This window comes from Mycobacterium sp. NPDC003449, assembly GCF_053588415.1.
The window spans coordinates 41,139-63,388 of the sequence record NZ_JBSFPX010000013.1; the positions used below are offsets into that span (position 1 = coordinate 41,139).

The 22,250-nt window shown below is 69.4% G+C and carries 18 protein-coding genes; 4 read left to right on the plus strand and 14 right to left on the minus strand.

The annotated features are described in order from the left end of the window. Positions 1–77: 77 nt before the first annotated feature. Genes eccCb through ACWDTP_RS06385 form a run of 8 tightly spaced genes read right to left on the minus strand, consistent with a single transcriptional unit; the run spans position 78 to position 10,197 of the window. A complete protein-coding gene (gene eccCb / locus ACWDTP_RS06350) occupies positions 78–1,859 on the minus strand; it encodes a type VII secretion protein EccCb (RefSeq protein WP_450017682.1) in 1,782 nt (593 codons plus the stop codon). Continuing rightward, positions 1,860–4,088 carry a type VII secretion protein EccCa gene (eccCa, locus tag ACWDTP_RS06355; protein WP_450017684.1) on the minus strand — a complete coding sequence of 743 codons (2,229 nt, stop codon included), beginning with the start codon at positions 4,086–4,088 and terminating at the stop codon, positions 1,860–1,862. Further along, a complete protein-coding gene (gene eccB / locus ACWDTP_RS06360; RefSeq protein ID WP_450017686.1) occupies positions 4,085–5,521 on the minus strand; it encodes a type VII secretion protein EccB in 1,437 nt (478 codons plus the stop codon). The genes eccCa and eccB overlap by 4 nt, the downstream gene beginning before the upstream one ends. A gap of 7 nt (positions 5,522–5,528) precedes the next feature. Next, positions 5,529–7,253 (minus strand): type VII secretion AAA-ATPase EccA, encoded by a 1,725-nt coding sequence (eccA, locus tag ACWDTP_RS06365; RefSeq protein ID WP_450017687.1) that lies wholly within the window; start codon positions 7,251–7,253, stop codon positions 5,529–5,531. Next, a complete protein-coding gene (locus tag ACWDTP_RS06370) occupies positions 7,246–7,692 on the minus strand; it encodes a YbaB/EbfC family DNA-binding protein (protein ID WP_450017689.1) in 447 nt (148 codons plus the stop codon). The genes eccA and ACWDTP_RS06370 overlap by 8 nt, the downstream gene beginning before the upstream one ends. A gap of 14 nt (positions 7,693–7,706) precedes the next feature. After that, on the minus strand, positions 7,707–8,552 hold the full coding sequence (locus ACWDTP_RS06375) for an ESX secretion-associated protein EspG (RefSeq protein ID WP_450017691.1): 846 nt from the start codon (positions 8,550–8,552) through the stop codon (positions 7,707–7,709). A gap of 8 nt (positions 8,553–8,560) precedes the next feature. Then, a complete protein-coding gene (locus ACWDTP_RS06380; protein WP_450017693.1) occupies positions 8,561–8,872 on the minus strand; it encodes an ESX-1 secretion-associated protein in 312 nt (103 codons plus the stop codon). A 32-nt stretch (positions 8,873–8,904) separates the two neighbouring features. Further along, positions 8,905–10,197 carry an EspA/EspE family type VII secretion system effector gene (locus ACWDTP_RS06385; protein WP_450017695.1) on the minus strand — a complete coding sequence of 431 codons (1,293 nt, stop codon included), beginning with the start codon at positions 10,195–10,197 and terminating at the stop codon, positions 8,905–8,907. Between the two features lie 341 nt (positions 10,198–10,538). Between ACWDTP_RS06385 and ACWDTP_RS06390 the strand changes: the two genes are divergently transcribed. Further along, positions 10,539–11,981 (plus strand): nucleotide-binding protein, encoded by a 1,443-nt coding sequence (locus tag ACWDTP_RS06390; RefSeq protein WP_450017697.1) that lies wholly within the window; start codon positions 10,539–10,541, stop codon positions 11,979–11,981. Between the two features lie 5 nt (positions 11,982–11,986). Here ACWDTP_RS06390 and ACWDTP_RS06395 read toward each other — a convergent pair whose 3' ends face one another. Next, entirely contained in the window at positions 11,987–12,775 is a 789-nt protein-coding gene (locus ACWDTP_RS06395) for a transcriptional regulator (protein ID WP_450017699.1), read from the minus strand. Positions 12,776–13,164: 389 nt separating this feature from the next. Here ACWDTP_RS06395 and ACWDTP_RS06400 point away from each other — a divergent pair, with 389 nt between their 5' ends. Further along, complete coding sequence (locus ACWDTP_RS06400) at positions 13,165–13,461, plus strand: WhiB family transcriptional regulator (RefSeq protein ID WP_450017701.1); 297 nt, start codon at positions 13,165–13,167, stop codon at positions 13,459–13,461. Positions 13,462–13,700: 239 nt separating this feature from the next. Here the strand turns inward: ACWDTP_RS06400 and ACWDTP_RS06405 are convergent, their stop codons facing one another. After that, positions 13,701–13,958, minus strand: a complete 258-nt coding sequence (locus ACWDTP_RS06405) for a DivIVA domain-containing protein (RefSeq protein WP_450017703.1) — start codon at positions 13,956–13,958, stop codon at positions 13,701–13,703. Positions 13,959–14,076: 118 nt separating this feature from the next. Between ACWDTP_RS06405 and ACWDTP_RS06410 the strand changes: the two genes are divergently transcribed. Then, positions 14,077–15,051: a pirin family protein gene (locus tag ACWDTP_RS06410; protein WP_450017705.1), complete on the plus strand. Its 975-nt coding sequence runs from the start codon at positions 14,077–14,079 to the stop codon at positions 15,049–15,051. Here ACWDTP_RS06410 and ACWDTP_RS06415 read toward each other — a convergent pair. Genes ACWDTP_RS06415 through ACWDTP_RS06430 form a run of 4 tightly spaced genes read right to left on the minus strand, consistent with a single transcriptional unit; the run spans position 15,048 to position 21,320 of the window. Continuing rightward, complete coding sequence (locus ACWDTP_RS06415; RefSeq protein ID WP_450017707.1) at positions 15,048–15,560, minus strand: pyridoxamine 5'-phosphate oxidase family protein; 513 nt, start codon at positions 15,558–15,560, stop codon at positions 15,048–15,050. The genes ACWDTP_RS06410 and ACWDTP_RS06415 overlap by 4 nt on opposite strands. 33 nt (positions 15,561–15,593) lie before the next feature. Next, positions 15,594–16,751 (minus strand): hypothetical protein, encoded by a 1,158-nt coding sequence (locus ACWDTP_RS06420; RefSeq protein WP_450017709.1) that lies wholly within the window; start codon positions 16,749–16,751, stop codon positions 15,594–15,596. A 1-nt stretch (position 16,752) separates the two neighbouring features. Next, positions 16,753–19,212 carry a GAP1-N2 domain-containing protein gene (locus ACWDTP_RS06425; protein WP_450017710.1) on the minus strand — a complete coding sequence of 820 codons (2,460 nt, stop codon included), beginning with the start codon at positions 19,210–19,212 and terminating at the stop codon, positions 16,753–16,755. Then, positions 19,209–21,320, minus strand: coding sequence for a hypothetical protein (locus ACWDTP_RS06430; RefSeq protein ID WP_450017712.1), 2,112 nt, complete (start codon positions 21,318–21,320; stop codon positions 19,209–19,211). The genes ACWDTP_RS06425 and ACWDTP_RS06430 overlap by 4 nt, the downstream gene beginning before the upstream one ends. Before the next feature lie 276 nt (positions 21,321–21,596). On the opposite strand from ACWDTP_RS06430, the gene ACWDTP_RS06435 reads away from it, so the two are divergent. After that, on the plus strand, positions 21,597–22,238 hold the full coding sequence (locus ACWDTP_RS06435; RefSeq protein ID WP_450017714.1) for a nitroreductase family protein: 642 nt from the start codon (positions 21,597–21,599) through the stop codon (positions 22,236–22,238). The last annotated feature ends 12 nt before the right edge of the window (positions 22,239–22,250 follow it).

Here is a 22,250-nt window from a genome sequence, read left to right on the forward strand (position 1 = left end):
AGACGGTCAAGGAATCTGTCCCCCGAATCCTTTGCTGGCGGGCCGCCGCCAGCGTTGCTGAGTGCGTTGAACAAATACTAACTGCCCTCCGGGGGTGGTGAGAACACTTCTTCTTCGGGTAGGTCGACATAGGCCGCCTGAATGACCTCTTTGCCGTCGGGTGTAACCAGAAACGCCTGGCCAGGGGGCCGTTTCTTGACAATGATCTCCCGCGACGGGAAGTCGTTCTTCTCCCCGGACAGGAACAAGGTCGGTGAACCGGCGCCATAGGCCGTACCGACGAACTTGTCCATCGTCGCCCGCTGCGCCTGGCTCATCTGGCACGTCACGATGATGTGCAGACCGATATCGGCGGCGGCAGGCAACAGCGGAGCCAACGGCCCCATCGGTGGTGCCATGCCCGAGGCGGCGACGATCATGTGCCAGTCATCGACCAACAGCACCACGTCGGGACCTTTCCACCAGGATCGCGCCCGCAGTTGTGCGGTGGTCAGATCGGGCGGCGGAAGACGCTTCTGCAGTTCTGAGGCCAGCGCCTGGATCGATATTTCCAAGGTCGCCTGGTTCCGGTTGATCGCGGCGGCGTCGAGCAGGTGGGTCTCCGGCACCGCATCGAGCAGACCCGACCGGTAGTCGGCTAGCATGAACCGCACCTGCTGCGGGCTGTTGCGTGCGCAGATCGCCTGCGCCACCGCCTGCGCGATCCGGGTCTTCCCCGACTTCGGTGCGCCGAAGATCAGCAGGTGCGGAGTCACACTCATCTGGTTGTAGGCGACCGACAGGTCGGATTCGCGCAATCCCAGCGGTACCTGCCACCTGGTCCGGTAATCGGCGTCCGGTCCCGGCGGGTTGGTATCCAACTGATGCAGGTAGATCTTGTCCGGCAACACCCGCACCTGCGGGGCATGATCGGTGTGGCGGGACGAAATCTGTTCCACCGCAGACGATATGGCGTTGACGATGTTGTCGGCGCTGTGCACACCGTCCAGCCGCGGCACCCCCATCATCAGGTGGAATTTCTCCATCGAGACCGCACGGCCCGGCCGGTTCGCCGGGATCTCCCGGGTGATCCGGTCGATCTGGGTCTCGTTCACGTCACCGAGCCGGAATTCGACCTTGGTCCCCAGATAGTCGCGGACCCGGGACTTGAGCTCGGTCCAGCGCGGGGTGGCGATCACGACGTGCACACCGTAGGCCAGCCCCTGACCAGCCAGGTCCTGGATGGTCGGTTCCAGGTCGGGGAACTCCGCGACGAAGGCCGGCCAGCCGTCGATCACCAGGAACACATCGCCGAACGGGTCCTGCGCCGCGGGACTGTTGGGATCGTCGCGCATATCGCGGTAGGCCGCGATCGACCCCACCCGGTATTGCTTGAATACCTGCTCACGGGCCCGTAGCACCGTCTTGACCTCGGCCACGGCGCGGTTCACCCGATCGGGTTCGGCGCGGGTGACCACACCACCGACGTGCGGCAAATCCTCCAGGTACATCAGGCCGCCGCCGCCGAGGTCGATGCAGTAGAACTGCACCTGCCGTGGCGAATGGGTGGCCGCCGCCGACAGCACCAGCGTCTGCAGGAATGTCGACTTACCGGTCTGGGGCGCACCACCGATCGCGATGTTGCCGCCCGCCGCCGAAACGTCGACACCCCACACCTCCTGGCGGTGCCGGCGGGGCTCGTCCATGATCCCGAGCCCGAACCGCAGCGGCCTACGCTGATAATCACGCTCGATCAGCTCGTTGACCGGGGTGGGATCGGTCAACGGCGGCAGCCACATCTTGTACGCCCGGCTCTCACCGGTCCCCAGCTGTCCGAGCACCACCTCGCGCAGCACCCGCGGTTCGGCCTCTGTACTCATTTAGGACACCGCCGTATCGAAGATCGGGGTTGTGGTGAATTGGTGGATCCGCACCTTGGCCTGGCGTTGCGCCTTCGGCTTGGGTTTGCCGTCGACCGATTCGATCTCGGCGGGCACATGGTTGTTGCCGGTGTAGACGCTGCGGAACTTCACCGGATCCTCCATGCCCACCCGCAGGAACCCGACACCACTCTCCTTGTTGGTGATGTACTGCGCCTCCGGGGTGCCGATCACCATCTTGGATTCCGACGAACTGGTGGTGCGCAACGCGATCCGGTACGTGAGGTTGGGTTCGAGCTTGTCGATGCGCGCACCGCCGGTGTTCAGCGACTGGGTGGCCAGCAGCAGGTGTACCCGGAGCGAGCGCCCAACCCGACAGATCCGGTCGAAGAGGGCGAGGAAGTCGGGGTGGTTCTGCAGCAGTTCGGCGAACTCGTCGACCACCACGAACAGGGTCGGCAGCGGCGGCAGATCGGCGCCGCGTTCGCGGTGCTTCTCATACTCGGCCACACCCGACAGCGCACCCGCGGCGCCCACCTGCATACCGGCCTGACGCAGGATCGACTGGCGCCGGTCCAGTTCACCGGTCAGCACCTCACCCATACGGCCGACGAGTTCGGCCTCCTCCTCCATATTGGTGACGACCGCGGCGGTGTGCGGCAGCTTCTCCATGCCGAGGAACGTCGAGCCACCCTTGAAGTCGGTGAGCAACAGGTTGATCTGATCGGGGTGGTGGGTGGCCACCAACGACAGGATCAGAGTCCGCAGGAACTCCGACTTACCCGAACCGGTGGTGCCGATCAGCATGCCGTGCGGTCCGGCGCCGAACTCCGCACCCTCCTTGATGTCGAGGTGCATGATCTCGCCGGATTTGAGTTCGTGACCGAACGGGATCCTGAGCCGGTCCCGATCGGTGTCGGTGTACATCCGCCAACGGGCCGGGGTGACCTCTTCGACCGTCTTGGCGCCCACCAGGTGATGCCATTCGGTGGAGACCTTTTTCTGCACCCGGACGTTCTTGTCGATGATCGTCCCGGTGATCGACCAGCCGGCCAGTTTGCGCGCGATCCGGTTGGCCTGGGCCGGCCGCATCCGGTCGCTGACCCGGGTGACCTCACGAAAACTCTGGTTCGGCAGCTTGTCGTCGGCCGTCCCGTCCGCGTCGACCCGCAGCTTGTAGGCCGACCCCCGATGATTGCCCAGCGTCAGCACCGTGACGCCCGCCCGGCCGTCCACCGGGAACCCGGCCTTGCCGCCGGTCAGGTCGACCACCACCACATAGGGGCCGCCCGGCGCCGCGTCGGCGCTGTGCGGTCCGCGTGCGGTCAGATCCGACAACCCGTCGGGGCGGGTGTAGACCAATCGGGTGGGGCCGGCCGCATCGGTGTCGGTCTGATGCTGGGTGTGCGGCAACCACTTCAGCCAGGCCCAGTTCGGATCCTCCGGGTTGTCGGTGAGCACCCGGATCTGCACCAGATCCGGTGGGTGGAAGACCGCCAACTGGCAGACCATCGCGGTCAGCAGACCCGCGGCCCCCTCCGGGTCGCCGCCCACGGCGATCGTCGGAAAAGTGCGCAGCTGAACGAGTTTGGGGCAGTCATGGACCAGGCCGTGGGTGCGCAGGAACTTGGTCACCCACATATGACTGACGGGTTCCAGATGCGGTTGTGGTGCGCCCTGTGGGCCGGACAGTTCACCGCTGGTGTTCGGTTTGAGCAACCGGTCAACCGCGGGCTCGGCGCCGATGCCGATCCGGGCCGCGCCGAAGAAGTCGGAGTTCGCCTGCCGTGACCACTGCCGGTGGGTGCCGATGACCGAAAGGAGGTCGTCGGGATGCGGTGCGTGGTAGCTGAAGAACGCCACCTGCGCCGACGCCGACGACGTCACCCTGGTCCGCAGGCCCGCCAGATAGCGCAGGTATTCCTTACGGTCGGCATTGATCTCGGGTACCCGTTTGCCCCCGGGTCCGCCGCCCGCCATGAATCCGACCGTCCCCATGACCATCATCAGCGGCATCATCAGCATGTACGGCGACAGCTGCCGGATACCGGTGAATGCCATGATCGCGAGCATGCCGATCATGCAGCCGCCCATCACCCAGGGCAGCGCCTTCTGAATGCCCGACGGCGGGATCTCGATGCCGAGATCGTCCGGCGGGGTCACATTGATCTCACCCGGGGTCAGCCGCGGCCCGCGCTTGATCGTCGGGGTGAACTTCCTCGTCGTCATGACCCTTGTCTCTCTTCGACCTTGCGCGGATTCGGATCCGACGGAAGGGTGTCGTGCTCCAGCAACGCCGCCTCCTTCGACAGCACCGGGCCCTCCACCAGCAGACCCACCACCTGCCACGGCGCGTTCACCGGACCGGACAGCCCCAGCTTGCTCGCCGCGTCGTCATTGGCGATGCCGTAGCGCACACCTTGCGGGTCGATGTAATAGAGGCTCTCCCCCACCCGCGGATCCGGCGACTGCAACCGCACGAACTGCCCACCATCGATATAAACCGTTGCGTCACCGTCGATCTGGTCGATGCCGGTACCGAGCGAAGCAGACGTGATCGGCAGCCGGCGGCCGACGATGACCGTGGTTTTGGGAGCCTGGTCCCCGGGTGCTCGCTGCCAGGACCAGCACAGCACCGGGGCCTCCTGGCGCAGTAGCATCTTCAGTGCCTTGTCCGGAAGTGGCGACACATACACCTGCTCCGGGATCCTGGCGACCACGCTGGCCTCCACCGCGGGCGGCTGCAGCAGTCCGTAGGAGTTGGTCGCCCGCAGCGCCGCGGCAGTGGTGCCGTTGACCCGCGCCACCCCATCGGGCAGCACCACGTAATGCTGCGGCTCGTCCTCGGTGGCGGTCCGGAACACCGAGCCGATCACCAGATTGGCGGGTAGCCCAAGCGTATTCGGCGCGCCCGCGGCCGGGATCTGCGGCAACTGCCACGGCCCCATATTGGGAAGGGCGTTGAAAAGTCCCTCCGACACGGGCGTCGGCCTGGCCGTCACCGGGATGCCGACCGCCGAGGTGACTGCCCGGTCGGCCAGGTCGATGGTGTGTCGCCCGCCCTCGGTAATCAGCCAGTTGGCGCCCTCGAATGACACCAACATGCCCTGATCGGGGCGCATCGCGCCGGCCGACGGGTCCAACGACTGGATCAGGATCGACTTCTCGACCTCCGGTGCCGAGCTGTCCGGTTTGGCGACGGTGTCGCACAGCGTCCACGCCGACGCGGGTGCGCCGGTCGACGTGGCGTACGGGGCGCCGGGAATGCCGATGGACTGGCCCTTGGCCAGCCGGTTGAGGTCTTCAGACTTGACCGCGACCGGATTGCCGGCGTTGCCGAGCACCAGCCGCGCCGAGGTCAGGTTGTAGACCGGCCGCAACTGGTTGGTGCCGGGCATCATCACGTACAGCTGATTGGTGTTGCGATCCACCAGCAATTGGTCGCTGCCCTGCTTACCCAGCGGTTTGAAATACGCCAACAGCACCGCGCCAAGGCAGACCAGCACCGAGATGACCACCCCGGCGAACACGGCTCGGCTGTAGAACTGCAGTGGATCGTCGAACATCCTGGTGTCCCGGCGCACGATGGCGTGCTCGACGCGGCGCAACAAAAAGCGCCAGCCGCTGACCTGGACCTTGGTGGTGAGCCGAAACCCTGCCATCGCTTGCCTATTCGCCGATGTTCAGGCGGCTGTGCACCGCCGCAATCGCTGTCGCCATATCCTCACCGTTGATCTCGCTGAGCTGCTCCACACCCAGGCTTTCGAAGTCCAGGGTCCGGGCCAGCCGCATATCGCGGTTCTGCTCGCCGGCCTCCACCAGCTGGCGCGCGTATCGCCCGTTGCCGGCGATGTCCAGGGCCGGCTTGCCATTCAGCCTGCGCTGGCTGAGCAACGCCGCGGCCTCGTGCACCCGCTTGCCGGCCTCGTCGTCCAGATCCGAGTCATTAGATTTAGCAATGACTTTGGCGATCTCGACAATGTCATCGGGCGAGTACGAGTCGAACTCGATGCGGGTGGCGAAACGCGACCGCAGGCCGTCGTTGGCCTCCAGCAGCCGGTCGATGTCGTTGCTGTAGCCGGCGATGATCACCACCAGACGGTCCCGGTCGTTCTCCATCCGGGCCAGCAGCGTGTCCAGCGCCTCGGTGCCGAACGGATCGGCCCGGCCGTCGCGCTCCTGCACCAGCGTGTAGGCCTCGTCGATGAACAGCACCCCGCCCAGCGCGCGGTCGATGGCCTTGGCGGTCTTGACCGCCGACTGGCCCTCGTACTCGGCCACGAAGTCCTTGCGGGAGGTCTCGATCAGCTTGGGTTCGGCGATCACCCCGAGGCCGGCCAGGATGTTGGCCACCACCCGGGCGATCGTGGTCTTGCCGGTGCCTGGCGGCCCGGCGAAGATCATGTGCTTGGAGGTCTGGGCGACCTTCATCCCGCGGGCGGCACGGATCCTGGCCATCTGGGTGGCCGCCCGGTACGCCTCGATCTGCTCCTTGACCCGGCTCAGACCGATCTGCCGGTCGAGTTCGGCCTGGGCCTCGGCCAGCAGCTTCTCCCGGGCCGAGGTGTCGGCGACCACGCTGGCCGGGTCCCACGGATCCTTGCGGGCGGCGATCTGCTCGGCCGTGGTGGTTTCCAGTCGGTACGCCGGATCCTTGAGCGCCGCAGTGACTTTCGGCTCCGGAAAATTGGCCTGCAGCCATTCCAACAGCACCACGGCGGACTCTTCGTTGCCCTGGTTGCGCCGCGCCATGGCCAGGTACCAGGCGATCGCCGGGGCGCAGGCCTGCCCGGCCGGGGTGTCGTTGGCCTCGGTCAACCGACGATCGGCCTCGGTGAACAATCCCAAGTTGGCCGCCGCGACCCCGTGCGCCACCCCCGCCGCCGCCGCCAGGAACTTGTCCGGCCACCGGTCCGCGCCGCGGACCTCTTCGATGACGTCGGTCCAGCGCTGCGCCGCACCGTAGATCACCGCCTTGACCCACGACACCAGATGGTCCGAGCCCCCCGCCGGGGCGGCCTCCAAGGTTTCCATCGCATCGGCGTAGTTGCCCTCGGCGGCCTCCTGCACCGCGAAACCCATGGTGATCGCCAACGGCGAGTTGATCGGGTAACTGATGTCGCGGCCGTAGATGCCGCCGATCGGGATCCGCGCGTTGAGCCCGTTCATCGAGATCTCGGCCGCCCCGGCCAGTTGGCCGAAGTTCGACCGCGAATACCAGGCCCGGAACAGGGTCACCCGGTCGGTGTCACCGCACCGGATCCGTCCCACCCAAGCGTCGCACGCGGATTCGTCGTAGTTGGTGATCTCGGTGAAGATCTCCAGGGCGCGGGCCGGCGAGCTGGACAGCATGCCGACCGCACTACCGAACATCCCAGCGAGGGGGTCAGCCATGGTCGCCTCCGTAACGGGTCGAAAAGACCTGAGCCCGGGCATCTTCAGCCTGCTCGGGCGTGGGCAGGTTCAATTCACGGGTCAGAAAGTCTCGGGTTGCCAAATCGTCGTGTCCATACTCGCGCATGCCCTCGAGCATGAGCGAGTGCTGGGCGGATCGGCCCTGCTGACCGGCCAGGTCCGCGATGAGCACGATCTCGTCGGCGAGATCGCGTTCGGTCATGTCGACGGCCTTCGGCGCCAGCTCGATCCGGTGCACCCGGCCGTCCATATACGCCGAGACCGTGACGGTCTCGGGCGGATTGGTGACCGAGAACAACGGAACCCCCGGTTGGTCCTCGGCAGGTTCGGCGCCGGCGGGCGCGTAGACGAAATCCAGCGCCGCGAGGCTGTCGTGATCGTCAGCGTCGTCCGGATCGAATGGCGGCATGTCACCCACCGTCGCGGCCTCTCTCAATGCGAATGGGGGCTGTCCGCCTCGGGCTTGTCGAACCACGACCCGGACGGCAGGAACTCCACCAGACCGTCCAGGGCGCGCTGCAGATTGTCCTTGGTCCCGGACAGGAAGCTGCCGTACAGCTCGCCGTTCACCTTGCGGGGAATCGAGACGATCCGGCCCTGCTTGGAATCCAGCACCCCGGCCGCGACATCCACCTGCGAGCTGGTTCCGCCCGGGTGCCGTTCGGTGGCCACGATCTCCACCCAGCCGTCGGGCTCGGAGATGATCCCGGCGTAGATCCGCGCCGAGGTCGGCGGAATACCGTAACCGGTCAGCTCATTGGCGGTGCGGCAGTTGGCCAGGGTGGCCGCGACTCCGGTCAGCGGCTCGACGCTCGCCGGCGAGCCCTCGCCCAGCACCGTCATCACCATGCCGGCCAGCCCCACCTGCGGGGCCACCCGCTGCAGCACCAGCATGTCGTTGTCGCGGGCGGCGACGACATGGCGGGCACCCTTGCGGCACACCACGAACCGGATCATCTGCCCGGCGCTACGGCGCCACCAGCGCCCCTCCAGGGTGCGGTCGGCCCGGCTGAGAGTGTCGAGCATGGCCGCGACCTCGGGATGCGGTGCACCGAACACGTCCAGCACACTCTGGGCAGTGAGATCGCGTTCCACCTGTTCCCAGACGATCTTGCGCAGATCGGGCTGGGGAATGTTCAACCGGATCCCCAGCGAGGGCGGGAAGTCGGCGAGTTGGAGCTTGTCGGCGATGACCAGCATGCCGTCGATGGTCACCTCTACCGCGACCACATCGTCGATATGGGGCGCGCCCTGTCCGGTGTCATAGGCGGATGTCATCGCTGCCCCTACCGGACCGTCTCGTCGATGGCGACGCCCATTGACGCGTCGGTGCCGTCGTAGCGGCCCGCGGCGCTGGTCAGCTTCGCACCGAGCTCCTGCGACACCGTCGCGATCCCGGTGCCCGCGGCCCGGCGGGCATTCTGGGCCGCCGCGACGGCAGCGGCCGTCGACCACGAGATCGGTCCGTGCGACCCGCGCACGGCGGCGTCCACACCGTCGACCGCCTGGGTGGCCGCGGTCAGGGCGGCCGCGGCCTGCTCCTGTTTGGCCGACAGTTCGCGCAAATGCGCGGGCGTAACCCGCAAATCTCCCGACATGAATCCCCTCGACTCCTGATATCCCGCACCCGCTAGGTCGCGACGACCGCAACAAATCCGGGAGTATCGGGCTCTAATCTAGCCGCCCCCGGCGCACGTAGCTGGGCCTGTTCCAAATCCGCTTCCACCAGCACCGGCGCCGGCTCCGGACCGGCGCCCCGCATCGACGCGACCTGCAGATCCGGCGGCAGCGTCATCGCGGCACCCGCGTCACCCTCTCCAGCGGAATCGTCGTCCGGACCGGACTCGCGGGGTCCCTCGGCCAAGGCCTCGCCGTCGGCCGGTTCCCCGGTGCCGTCGCGGCCGTCGTCTGCGGGCTCATCGTCTTTGCCCTCATCGCGCTCGGCGGGCTCGTCGACCTCGGTGGCCTCGTCGATCCGGTCGGCGCCGACGGGGTCGACCGGTTGCGCGGCCTGGGTGGCGGTCTGGGCGGCCTGACCTGCCGTCTGCGCGACGCCGCCGAGCAGGCCGGTCAGCGAGCCGAGGATCGACCCCATCACCCCGGCCAGCGCACCCGCGATGTCCGCGCCGGACCCGGCCCCCGCTCCGGTGGCCGCCGGCGGCGCCGGTGCGGTCTGGGGTTGCGCGGCCGCCGATTCCACGGCCGGCGCCGGGTTCTCGGTGGCGTCACCGCCCGAAGGCGCACTTGCCGGCTCCTCCGGCTCCTCGGGCTCATGGGCGGGGTCCTCGGCCAGCCGTCCGAGGGGCGGGTCGGAATCGTCATCGGGTGTCTCAGCTCCGGAGATCCCGGCATAGAGGCTCACCGCATCCCGTACCTCGGCGGCGTTGGCGGTGGCGTTGTCCTGCATCGTCATGAGCTGATCGGTCGACTCACCGACCGATCTGGCCACCATCGCCAACTCGGCCCTGGCCCGCGCGGCCGGGCCGATAGCGGGAAGGCCCGCCGCCCCGGTCATCCGGCTCATATCGGCGAGCCAGCCGGACTGCGCGTACAGCCCGTCGCGGGTGGCCGCGATCTGCTCGGCCTGCCGGGACAGCACCGAGGCCACCAGTTCGTCCGCCCGGACCATGGCCCCGGTTCGGCCGACAAGTTCGTCGGTCCGGTCGGTATAGGCCGACGAACCGGCGCCGGCCCAGCCGTCGCCGGGGACCGCACCGATCAGCGTCCGGCCGGCGGCCCGGAAGCGCTGCGCACCCTCGCCGAACCGCATACCGTCCTCCGGTTCGCCCACTCCGGTCGTGGCTCCCATGCCCCCGATGACGCGCTGGCCTGCGGCCAGAATCGGGGACTCGGCGGCAGACACGATCCGAGCGTCGCCGAATCCGGATTTGCCAAACTCGACCGCATCGCTGCCCGATCTCATCCCGGCCTCCCCTCCGCCGGAACCGAGATTACCAGCGGGTTCACCACCCGCGGCGCACCAATTTCGAGCCGGGGACGCCACCTCCGAGGCGACCGGACCGGGCGGTTCCACGTGCGGATTCGCCATGCCACAGGGCGTTTACCCGCGATGACGCCGACGGCACCTCCGGCCGCGCAACCCGCACCGCGTTGGCCCGGCCGAACCCGTGCCCACCGCCGACCCGGGCTTCGTTTGCTGGCCTCCGGAACCGCATGGGCCCTTCGGTCATCTTGGGTTGTAGCCGATACTTTGAGTGCGGTCGAGATTCTCATCGCGTGTGACTTTTCGGAGGAGATTTAGTCGTGACCGACCCCGACGACACCTTGCGTAGAGAGCTTGGCTGGACAGGACCCGAGGAGTCCGATTTCGAACCCGACGGGCCGACCCGCCCGACCAGAAGGGCGCCCGAGCCGCCGTCGATACCCGGCCGGCCACCCGTCGATCCGGCGCACCCGCAGGCCGCGAACGTGGACGCCGGGGATTCCGGTCACGGGGTTCCCGCCGACCCCGACGCCGAACGGGCCCGGACCTCGTTCCGCGAGTCCCAGGCGACCCAAACGGCGCAACCGGTCCAACCCCAGCCGTCCCCGCCTCCCGCGCCGCATGATGGTCACCCGGTCGCGCCGAGCGCGTACCCGCCGGACCCGTGGGCACCGCAGGCGCCGGGCTGGCCGACGCCGCCCCAGCAGCCGCCGGGCCCACCCGGGCCGCAGCAGCCGCAGCAGCCATACGGCGCCCCGGCCCCGGGTGCTCCCTGGCCGCCCGACGGCGGGTTCGCCTCCGATCCCGGCGCGCCGCCCGCCCACCCGCAGGGGTCCTATGCCGACCGGATCCGGGTCAACGATCTGGTACCGCCGCGCCGTCAGCCGCCGAGCGGCGGTTGGCGGCTGTTCGTCTACCGGGCCACCTTCGGCCTGATCAATCCGGGGCCCTCACCCGAGGATGTCCGCCAGACCGAGCTCGAGGCGACCATCAAGAGCGTCCTGCGTGGGCATTACAAGATCGGGGTGATGGGCAAGGGCGGGGTCGGCAAGACCACGGTCTCGGCCAGCATCGGCTCGATCTTCGCCGAGCTCCGCCAGGACGACCGGGTGGTGGCCATCGATGCCGACACCTCATTCGGCAAGTTGGGCAGCCGCATCGACCCGCAGGCCCACAGCTCGTACTGGGAGTTGGCCTCCGACAAGCACCTGGACACCTTCGCCGACGTCCGCAGCCGGGTGGGCAACAATTCGGCCGGGCTGTTCGTCCTGGCCGGCGAGGGCACACCCGCGCGGCGCCGGGTGCTGGACGCGGCGATCTACCGCGAGGCCACCAGCCGGCTGGACAAACACTTCTCCATCTCGGTGGTCGACTGCAGCTCCACAATGGATTCGCCGGTCACACAGGAGGTGCTGCGCGACCTCGACGCCCTGATCGTGGTGTCCTCACCGTGGGTCGACGGGGCCGCCACGGCCGGCCAGACCCTGGACTGGCTGTCCGCCCGCGGGATGACCGAGCTGTTGCAGCGCACTGTGGTGGTGCTCAACGACTCCGACGGGCATGCCGACAAACGCACCCGTTCGATCCTGGCCGGTCAGTTCTCCGGTCAGGGCCAGGCCGTCGTGGAGGTGCCCTTCGACGGCCACCTGCGGCCCGGCGGCGTGGTCAACACCCGCGAGATGTCGACGCCGGTGCGACGCAAGTTCCTGGAGATCGCCGCGATGCTGGCGCACCATTTCCCGAAGAGCGACGACCGGCACTGAGTCGGTTACCGCAGCGCCGCGACCAGCGCCTCGATGGCGTGCACGGTGCCCGCGTCCACCGGGTGTTCGGCTTCGGCCTGGGCCACGGCGTCTTCGGGAACGCCTGCCGCCTGCGCGGTTTCAGCGATGGTGAGGTTGGCATCGCGCCGGGCGGCGTAGAGCCGCTGCCCCAGCGTCGCACCGGGAGCGGTCGCCGCGCGCATCGTCAGCCCGTCGATGTGGCGACGTACCGCGCTCAGCGCCTTGATCAGGGGCGGGGTCACCATGCTGATCCGGGCGGCCCGCGCTGCCACCGCTTCGAGCTGCCGCAGATCGCCGAGGACCGCCGTGGCCCTCGGAGTGAATTCGGGATCGGTGACCGCGGGCAGGCTTTCGATCGTCGTCTCCAGGGTGTTCACCGCCGTCAGCACGGCCTGCGCGATCAGCGGCACCTCGTCGCTGCTCGTCACCCCGGCGGGCGCCGGCATCGCGCGGGGCGGTGACGCGGCGGCGGGAACCGCGGCCGGAGGGGGCACGGCGGATACCGCGGCGGGCACCGATCCCCCCTGTCGTAGCCGCGCGATGCTCCCCGGCGGCCAGCGCAACACCTCTTCGAGCTTGAGGCGGGTGCGTTCACGCGGCCAGCTGCGGCCCTTCTCGAAGGCGATCAGCGCGCCGGCGTTGATGATGCCGTCCGCGGCCAGGCTGCGCTGGCTGATGTCGAGTTCGCGCCTGCGCGCGGCGGCGGCCGCTCCGGCGCGGATCAGGCCGACGTCGAATTCGCCGGTGGCGAGGTCGTACTCCGCGTCTGTCATCTCGGAATGAGTTCCTCGCTGAAGTTCTCTCTGCTCGGTTCGGCTGCTGGAGTGGACCGCCGGGACCCGTCAATCCTAACCCCAGACCGCAGCACCGCTACGCCTCGACTGACGGCGGGTCCCAGCAAACCATTTCGGTGCTACGTCTTGGGACCGGTACGAACCGCACCGATGCCACGGTTGATGCCGGAGTCAATAACACGGCGCTGACGTGCGGTTTTGGAGTTAACCCGGCTTTACGCTGGTTGTATTGCGTCATTGCGTATACAAAATGCGATAACGCGCGACCGGCGACTTCACGTCAAACTGTTGCATCGCTACGGTTCTTCCTATAGCGTTCCTCCCAACGCGGTGGACACCGCAACGAAATCCCTAACAGGAGACGCACCATGACCGCACTGATGGCCAACGGAATCCCGCTCGGCGTGTGCACCGCCGACCCGGAACGGTGGACCTCCACCCCCGACGACGCAGCCAAGGCCATCTGCCGCGAATGCCCGCGGCGCTGGTTGTGCGCCCGCGAGGCCTGCGAACTGCCGAAGGCCGAAGGGCTGTGGGCGGGCATCATGGTCCCCGAGGGGGGCCGTGGCCGTAGCTTCGCGCTCAAGCAGCTGCGCTCGCTGGCCGAGCGCAACGGCTACCCGATGCGCAAGACGCGGCTGGTGTTTCCCGACGCCGTCGCCTGAACTGCGGTCTGATCCAGAAGCTTGCTACCAGGCCTTCTCGCTGCCGCTTTCGAGGGGACGGCAGCGGGGAGGCAGCTTTCCAGTGGGGGAGGAATACGGGCCCGGGGCGTGTCGTTACACAGCTCGACGGTGTCGGGCATTGCCCCGGGCCCCACACCTAGAACCGTCGCTTCGAGCGACCACTCGCCGCGAGGCGCAGTGCCGGCACCGTCCCCAAACTTGTTGCTACCGTCCGACGGTCACCGCTCGAGAGTGGCGACCACATCGTCGAGCAGGCGATCCACCTCATCCTCGTCGTAGCCGCGCTGCAACACTGGCGGTTTCGGGAAGGCGATGTTGCGGACGTCCTCGGCGCTCAGATGGCCCCGCCCCTCCAGGCGGCGCGCGACCAGCTGCAGAAAGTCGTCCACCGACTTCTTGTCGTAGCCCCGCTTGCCGATCGGCGGCTTCGGAAAATCAGCGCCGCGGATGTCATCGGCGGTCAGTGCCCGGGTCATGGCGCCATGCTAACCGCACTCCCCCGCGACGGAACCGCACTAGCGTGGCGTTCATGAGCGACGCTTGCGAGCGAATCATCGGGTGGGAATGCGGGAGCCGAGCCTGCGAGGCAACCGCATGAGCAACACCGATCCCGCCCCCGCCGAGGTCACCTGTGGCGCTTCGGCATTCACCGGCGTCCTGCATGCACGTGAGGTGCCGCTCGGTGGCCCGAGGGCGCTCCTGGTCCGGCGCACCCTGCCGCAACGGGAACGGTCCCTGATCGGCGCGTGGTGCTTCGCCGACCACTACGGGCCGCACCAGGTCCGCGGCGGCACCGGCATGGACGTGCCCCCGCATCCGCACACCGGATTGCAGACCGTCAGTTGGCTGTTCGCCGGGGAGATCGAACACCGCGACAGCGCCGGAGTGCACGCCCTGATCCACCCGGGTGAGCTCAACCTGATGACGGCCGGGGCCGGGATCTGCCATTCCGAGGTGTCGACGGACAACACCTCGACCCTGCACGGGGTGCAGCTGTGGGTGGCCCTACCCGACTCCGACCGCGACACCGGCCGCGACTTCGCCCACCACGCACCGCAGCCACGCACCGTCGACGGCGCCACTCTGCGGGTGTTTCTCGGGGAGCTGGCCGATGCGCACTCCCCCGTGCATACCTTCACCCCGTTGCTGGGCGCCCAGGTCGACCTCGACCCCGGCGCCGATCTGGCCCTCGACGTCGACCCGTCCTTCGAACATGGCGTCCTGCTCGACCGGGGCTCGGTCGAGGTGGCGGGCACCGCGCTGGAGCCGGCCGATCTGGCGTATCAGGCACCCGGCGCCACGGCGCTGCACCTCGCCAACCGCGGCGACAGCCCGGCCCGGCTGATCCTGCTGGGCGGGCCACCGTTCGAGGAGGAGCTGGTGATGTGGTGGAACTTCGTCGGCCGCAGCCACGCCGATATCGCCGCCTACCGGGAGCTGTGGCAGGCCGGCGACGTCCGGTTCGGCGAGGTGCACGGGTATGTCGGCCGCGACGGCGGTCTCCAGCGCCTGCCCGCACCGCCGCTGCCGAATGCGCGGCTCAAGCCCCGGCCGCGGCCCTCGGGTTAGCCGGCCTCAACCGCCAGATACTGGGCGGTGCTCCCGCCGACCGGCATCTCGGGCATACCGAGTTTGCGGTGATCCCAGCTGCGCAGCCGGCCCGGCACCACCCGGACCGCGATGCGGTTGTTCATCATCTGGTCGACGAACGGCCGCATCTCCTCGGTGTAGGGCCCGGTGTAGCGTTCCCATACGCTGATCCCCACCCGCAGAAGGGTTTCCGGGTCATCGATGATCTCGGCCCTGCCGTCGATGGAGACCCCGCGCAGGGTGTCATAGGTCAGGCCGTCCTCGATCATCACGGTGATGGTCGGGTCGCGCCGTAGGTTGACCGCCTTCTGCGATTTGGCCTTCGTCTCGAACCACACCTCGCCGTCGAGCACCGCGTACCACATGGCGACCAGGTGCGGTCTGCCGTCGGGCAGCACCGTGGCCATGGTGGCGGTCCGGCTGCGTTCGATGAACCCGGCGATCTCGTCGTCGCTCATCACGATCTTCGCGCGCTGGTTGCTACCCACGCAGCCCACCATAAAGAGCGCGGCGGACGCGCCCTACAGCACCCCGAATCCACTGGTCACCCAGCGCACCGGGTCCACGCACCGGAACGGGGCGATCCCCCTGGCGTGCAACCGGTTTCCGTTGGGCGGATGCCCCAGCGCGGACACCGCGAAATAGCGGGTGGGCAACCGGATGCCGCTCGCCGGGTTCTCCACGGCCGCCACGATGGCGCCGCCGTGCAGCCGGATCAGCAGGCTGCGCACCTCCTCGTGCAGCAGCTGGGCGCCCGCCTCGTCGTAGTGGTGGCCGTCGGAGGTGTCGCGCAGGTAGGCCGCCCCGCCGTTGGACATCACCAGGCTCCACTCCGAGCCCTCGACGTCGCGCAGCGCGCGCAGCACGTCGAACTTGGACAGGATCACCGCGAGCTTGGGCTGGCCGTGGCCCGACGCGGTGAGCAGATTGCTCAGCACCGAACGGGGGTCGCCCCCGCTGAACAGCTGGGCAGGCAGCAGATCGTGCAGCTGATCGCGGATCGACTGCACGCGCAGCGGATCGAACATGAAGAACACCCCGTCGGCGTTACCGAAGAACCGGAACGGCGGTGCGTGCAGATCGCCGGATTCCATATCCTCGCCCGCCACGTCGCGCAGCACCAGGAACCGACGCACCCCGTGCCAGGCGCCGATCGAGAACACCAGCGGCTCACGCTGGTTGGCGGTCTGGGTGTGCACGGTCGGGGTCGGCGGAAGCAGTCCGCGCTGGACGTAGAGCGGGGTCTGGTAGTTGCTCACATAGGCCTGCGCGGTGCCCCTGGTCACCGGCTCCATCGACACCCCGAACCGCTCGCACAACAGCTCGAGCTGTTTGATCAGCACCGCGATGTAGAGGCTCTTGCCGGTGGCCCGGGCTCCCGCCATGGCGATGCAGATGGTGTGCCCCTCGCGCCACCCCTCGGGCAGGGTGAAGTGGCAGACCGGGCAGATCTCCACGGCATTGCCCTGCAGGGCGCGGCTGGCCTCGCTGATCGGCGGCGGCGGGCCGGCGTAACCCGCCGTGCGCGACCAGGTGTAGAGCGGTCCGCAGTCGGCGGGCGTCCCCAGATAGGCCGTCGCGACGTCGTCGCGGTACCGGGTGGCGCCGGGCAGCGGTGGCAGCGTCCACAGGTGCTCGTTGGGGCTCAACACTGAGAAGCAGCGCGGGCATTTGCTCATCTCAGTGCGCACCCCACCGTCGCATCGACGGCGATGTGTGCGGGTCGCCGCGGCGGCCCAGCAGCCGGCTCACCATCCGCCGGTATCCGCGCAGCGCGCCTTCCGAGGAGTCGCCCGACATCTGGGCCATCAACACCGTCACCCCGTCTATCTCGTTCTCGTCATCGGGCATGGTCACCGCGACGCGTTCGGCGAGCGCGGCGACCATGGTGTCGACCGCGCCGAGCGGCAGGTGGGTGGCCTCGGCGGACGCCGCGCGCAGCAGGCTGATGGCCGCCACCATCCGCGGCTCGATCTGGCGTCCGTCGACCATTGGCAGCACCCGGGCCACCGCCTGGTCACCGGGTCCGGCATCGGCGGCCAGTTCTTCGCAGGCGTGTGGGTAGGGCTGCCCGGCGAGCACCCCGAGCAGACCGAAGGTCAGCAGGCGCACCGCGAAATCGGCATGCACCCCGCCGGGTTCGACGGCGGCCAGCGCGTCATCCCAGAACGGGATGTAGGCCGGCTGATGGGTTTGCACATAGCGCTGCAGCATCCAGTCCCACGGCTCGATGTGGCGGACCGCGGCACAGGCCACCGCCGAGCTGTCGCCGTTACCGTCGATCACCTTGGCGGCCAGCTGGCTCATGGCCGCCGAATCCGGCGCGCCGATCAGGGTCCGCAGTGCGGATGTCCCCGGCAGTGTGCCGTCCCCGGCGGCCAGCAGCAGGTCGACGGGATCCCACACCTGCGCCGCCGCGAAACCCTCGAACCGTTCGGCACCGCTCATCCGTACCCACCACAACTGCGCGCCCCGGTCCCCGGCGTCGAGCGGACCGCGCCGGCCGGTTCGCACCCCCCGGAGCGCGGCGCCGGTCCAGACCGGGTCCCACGGCAGCGCCTGCGCGAGCGCCGCCGACTGGGCCTGCGGTGTGTCGGCGACCAGCCAGTCCAGCAGGTCGTCGCCGATGTGGCGGCCCTCGGTGTCACCCCGCAGCAACGCCGCGCCGAGCATGAGCCTGCTCTCGGCGTCGATGCGGCGCCGCAGACCGTCGTCGGCGAGATGGGGCACCACACCGTCGACGAGTGCGGCAGGCAGCCGGTCGTCGTCGATCCCCGAACGGGTCAGCAGATCGGCGATCCGCAGCAGCCGCTCCGGGGCATGACTGCCGGCCAGGACGGAGCCGATCGCCGCGTGCACCGACCGCGGTGTTGGTTTCCCGTGAAACGGTCTCGGCCCCAACGGAATCGGGCCGTCCTGGGCCAGCCAGTCGGGATCGGCGATGGCCCGCGACAGGTAGGTGGCGTCGGCGTGTGCGGCGGCCGGTCCGGCGGGCAGCTCCTGCACAGCGCGCCACGCCTCGGCCGTCGTGGCGCCGACCGCGGCCGCCAGCACATCGGCGATCGTGAAGGCCGCGACCGATCCGACGGCCACCCCGGCCGGGGAGTGCCGGGTGATGACGTCGTGGGCCTCGGGCTGAGCGTCGGCGAATTCCTCGTGGCCCACCACGGCCATCGCCAGCGGCCAGGCGGGATGCAGGCCGTCGTCACGCACCTGGGTGGCGACGGTGTCGATATCGTCGAGCACGCGGCGCGCCGACACCCCGTCCAGCAGCGCCACCTGGGCCATCGCCGACCACGCCGTGGCCTGCACGCAGTCTCCCCGCACCGTGCGGTGCGGCTCGCCGCCCAACTCCCCCAGCGAAAGGGTCTCGGACTCGCCGAGCGTCACCATGCCCGCCGGGACCGCGTCGAGGTCGGCGGTCGGCACGGCGCTGAGCACGTGCTCGCTCTGCGGTGACAGCTGATCGGCGCGGTCGAAGGTGGAAAAGCTCAGCTGCGCCGCCGTTCCCGGCGACATCAGAAAACTCACCACACCGATCCACTGCGCGGCCGAATCCGCGGATTCGGTTCCGAGCACCACCCGGGGCCCACCGGCCAGCGCCGCGGCCACCGCGTCGAGCAGCCCGAACAGTGTCGCGAGCCGCCAGGCGTCGGGGTCCAGCACGAATTGGATCACGCTGTCCCTGGTCACCGCCGACCCCGGGGCCGGGGCGGTCAGCGGCAGCCCCGCCCGCGACACCGCGGCCGCGCCGTAGGGCCGCAGCCAGTGCTCCGAACGCCACCACTCGATCGCCCGGCTGCGCGGCAGCAGGTCGGGGGCGCGGTCCAACAGAGCGTGGGCGAACACGTTGCCCGGCCGGCCGGTGCTGTCCGACCCGGCCGGAAAGGTATGCCACAGACCGGCTCCCCCGCCTTCGACCCGCTGGTAGGCGAGCCGGCGCGGGCCCCGCTCGAGCTGCTCGGGGGTCGGATAGTCGAGGGTCGGCTGCACCGTGCGGAACACCGTGCGGACACCGGCGATCAGCAGCTGTGTCTCATCGGGGGTCAGCTCACCGCTGGTCTCCTTGACCTGCCAGCCGCCTGCCGATCCGACCGCGTCGAACGAGGTATAGGCCAGCTGGCCGAACCGCCCCGTCATAGCGTGGTCACGGTGAGCCGAAGGGACTCCACCGGCGGATCGAGCAGCGCGACCACCCGCAGTTGCGACGGTGAGGTGATGTTGACGAACAGCCTGATCCAGCCTTGCAGGCCGGCCACATTGGCCGCCCACAACTCGCCGCTGCCCGAGGCGGTGAGGGCCGTCCAGCGCAGCTGGGTGGACGGCTGGTCGGCGAGCTCACCCTGCGCGTTGAGCGGCGCCACCTCCACCGGTTGGCCGTCGTGCACGCTGAGCGGGATCCGTTGCGGGTTGTTGATCAGGACGAACGTCGGCGCGCCAGGAACGTCGCGCTCGGAGCGGACGGCGACGGTGGCGGTGGTCGGGAACCCGTTGGGATCGCGCCCGATTCGCACCGCGTACTGCAGCCGCAGCAGGCCGGGATACTCCACCCCGGCCAGCGCCCCGATCACCCGGCGGCCGCCGGAGAACGCCACCGGAGCCAGGTGCAGCGAGCAGCCCTCGACCGGCAGCTGTCCGGTGAGGTGCATGCCGCCGTACTTCTCGTACTCCTCCAGCGAGATCTCGAACGATTTGCCGGTCAGGCCGGTTCGGGGATCGTGGCCCTTGGGCGCCAGGTACACCACGACGCTCGCGGCGCCTTCGGGCCAGTCGAACGTGAGCACCTGTTTGTTGCAGTAGTCGGCCAGCTCGATATCGCCGATGCTGCCGGTGCGCACCGAGGACACGATGCGGCCGAGGACCGCGCGGCCGTCGCGGGTGGTGACCGGGGTGAAGTAGGCGCGGCTCCAGTCCGGTGGCCAGGCCACCCCCGACATCACCGAGCGGGGCCTGCCGTCCGGGCCGGTCTGATCGGCCACCGGCCGGCTGACCCGCCGCTCGGCGGTCAGCCCGGCCCGGTCGAGCGCATCCTCGGCAAGTTCACCGGATTCGGTTCCGGGCCCGTCCTGGGTCAGGTAGACGGCCACCTCGCCGGACCGGGGCGGGGTCCAGGACAGGGTGAGCGACCCGTCGTCGCCGGGGTCGAGCACCATATCGGTCACCGGGCTCAGCGCCGACGACACCGTGACCTCGACCTCGGCCGCCTCCGACAGGTGCCAGGCCCCCGCGACCCGCACCGCGCAGCGGGCCCGGTACACATAGCGCTGCCCGGCGACCGCCTCGGCGTCGACGAACCCGGCCAGGTTGCCGGTGTCGGCGAGAATCCGGTACGGGGTGTCGGCCTGCGGATCGCCGTCGGCGTGCTCGACCGGCACCCGATACACGTGCACCGCGCTGATCCCGGCGACCACCGTCCACCGGCCGACAACCCGGCCGGAGTCCGCTCCGATCAGCGCGTCGTGGACCGGGTTGACCAGCACCGCGGCGGCGTAGAGCACCGGCTGGGCGGCCAGCGCCTCGTCCTGGGTGTCGCCGGTGTTCAGCCACACCTGGTAGTGCCGGAACGGTGCGGTCAGCGGCCTGGTGTCGACGGTCGCGCACCGCGTGGTCACCGCGACCACACCCTCGCCGTCCGGCCCGTACGGGGCCAGGTTCTCGGCGCTGACCACCCGATACAGCGCGACGCCGTCGGTCTCGTGGGCGGGCCAGCTCAGCTCGACCACGCCGGGACTGGACAGCCCGTCCCGGTGCACAATGGTGATGCCGTGGCCCGGCGGCTGCTGGTCGCCGAACTGGAACGTGGCGAAGTCGGTTGGCTGCAGCGCAGTCTCATCCGGCTCGGGGGCCGGTGCCGATACCTCGGGTTCGGGTGGGTCGTCGGGCTCCCGCAGCCCGTGCGGCTCCTGCGGTGGGTCGCCGGCCGGCGGGCCGGGCCGGGTCACCGGCACCCGGGTCGACGTGTCGGGGCTGCGGTGCCGGCCGGGACTCGTCTCCGGGTCGGTCGGCGGTGTCGGCCCCAGCTCGGCCAGCAGTCGTGCCATCGCCTCGGCGTGGTCGGACACCGACCCGGGCAGCATGGCGCGGATCTGCTCGACATCGGTGCGGCCCGAGCGCAGCACCAGCCGCAGATGCGCCTCCTTGAAACTGCGGGCCGCCACCGCACCGGAGTCGACGAGTTCCTGCCGCCAGGCCAGCAGCGGACCCAACCGCGGATCCGCGTCGTCGTCGACGGGGGGAAGATCGGACATCAGAACACCAGGTCCTCGCGAGGCGGCGCATCGTGATCGGCGCACCCCATGGGCGGTGGTGCGATCTGCGGGTGCAACAGCGGGTAATTGTACGGCCGCCGGCCGCCCCGACCGTGGCCAGCCGGATTCGTCGTGACACGGCGCCGCGTGCTGTGCTGCGCCAACGCTCCCCCTCATACCCACGATGTCCGATCGGCCGTCCTCGAGATTAACCCGGTGCCGTGCGCTCGGCCCGTCGCCGAATAAGTTCACCTGCATCGAGCGAAGGGGAACGCGATGTCTGACTCGGGGTCACCGGTGACCGACGACGTCTGGGAGGTCATGTCGACCTCGAGGACCATCCGGCGGTTCACCGCCGAGCCGGTCGACGACGCCACCCTCACCCGCTGCCTGCAGGCCGCGGCCTGGGCGCCGTCGGGGGCCAATGCGCAGGCCTGGCGGTTCGTCGTGCTCCGCTCGCCCGAGCAGCGGGCGGTGGTGGCCGAGGCGGCCGCGCAGGCGCTGGCGGTGATCGAACCGGTCTACGGGATGAGCCGCCCGGCCGACCACGACACCGGCCGGCGGGCCCGCAGCGACCGGGCGACCTACGAATTGCACGACCGGGCGGGCGAATTCACGTCGGTGCTGTTCACCCAGCAGAAGTTTCCGACCGCCTCCGAGCTGCTGCTGGGCGGCTCGATCTTCCCGGCCATGCAGAATTTCCTGCTGGCGGCGCGGGCGCAGGGTCTGGGCGCCTGCCTGACCAGCTGGGCGTCCTACGGCGGTGAGCGGCTGATCCGCGATGCGGTCGGTGTGCCACCGGACTGGATGCTGGCCGGGCACGTCGTGGTGGGCTGGCCGCGCGGTTCGCACGGCCCGGTGCGCCGCAGGCCGCTGGCCGAGCTGGTGGCCACCGACCACTGGGACCGCTCGGGCTGACCGCCGGCTCTA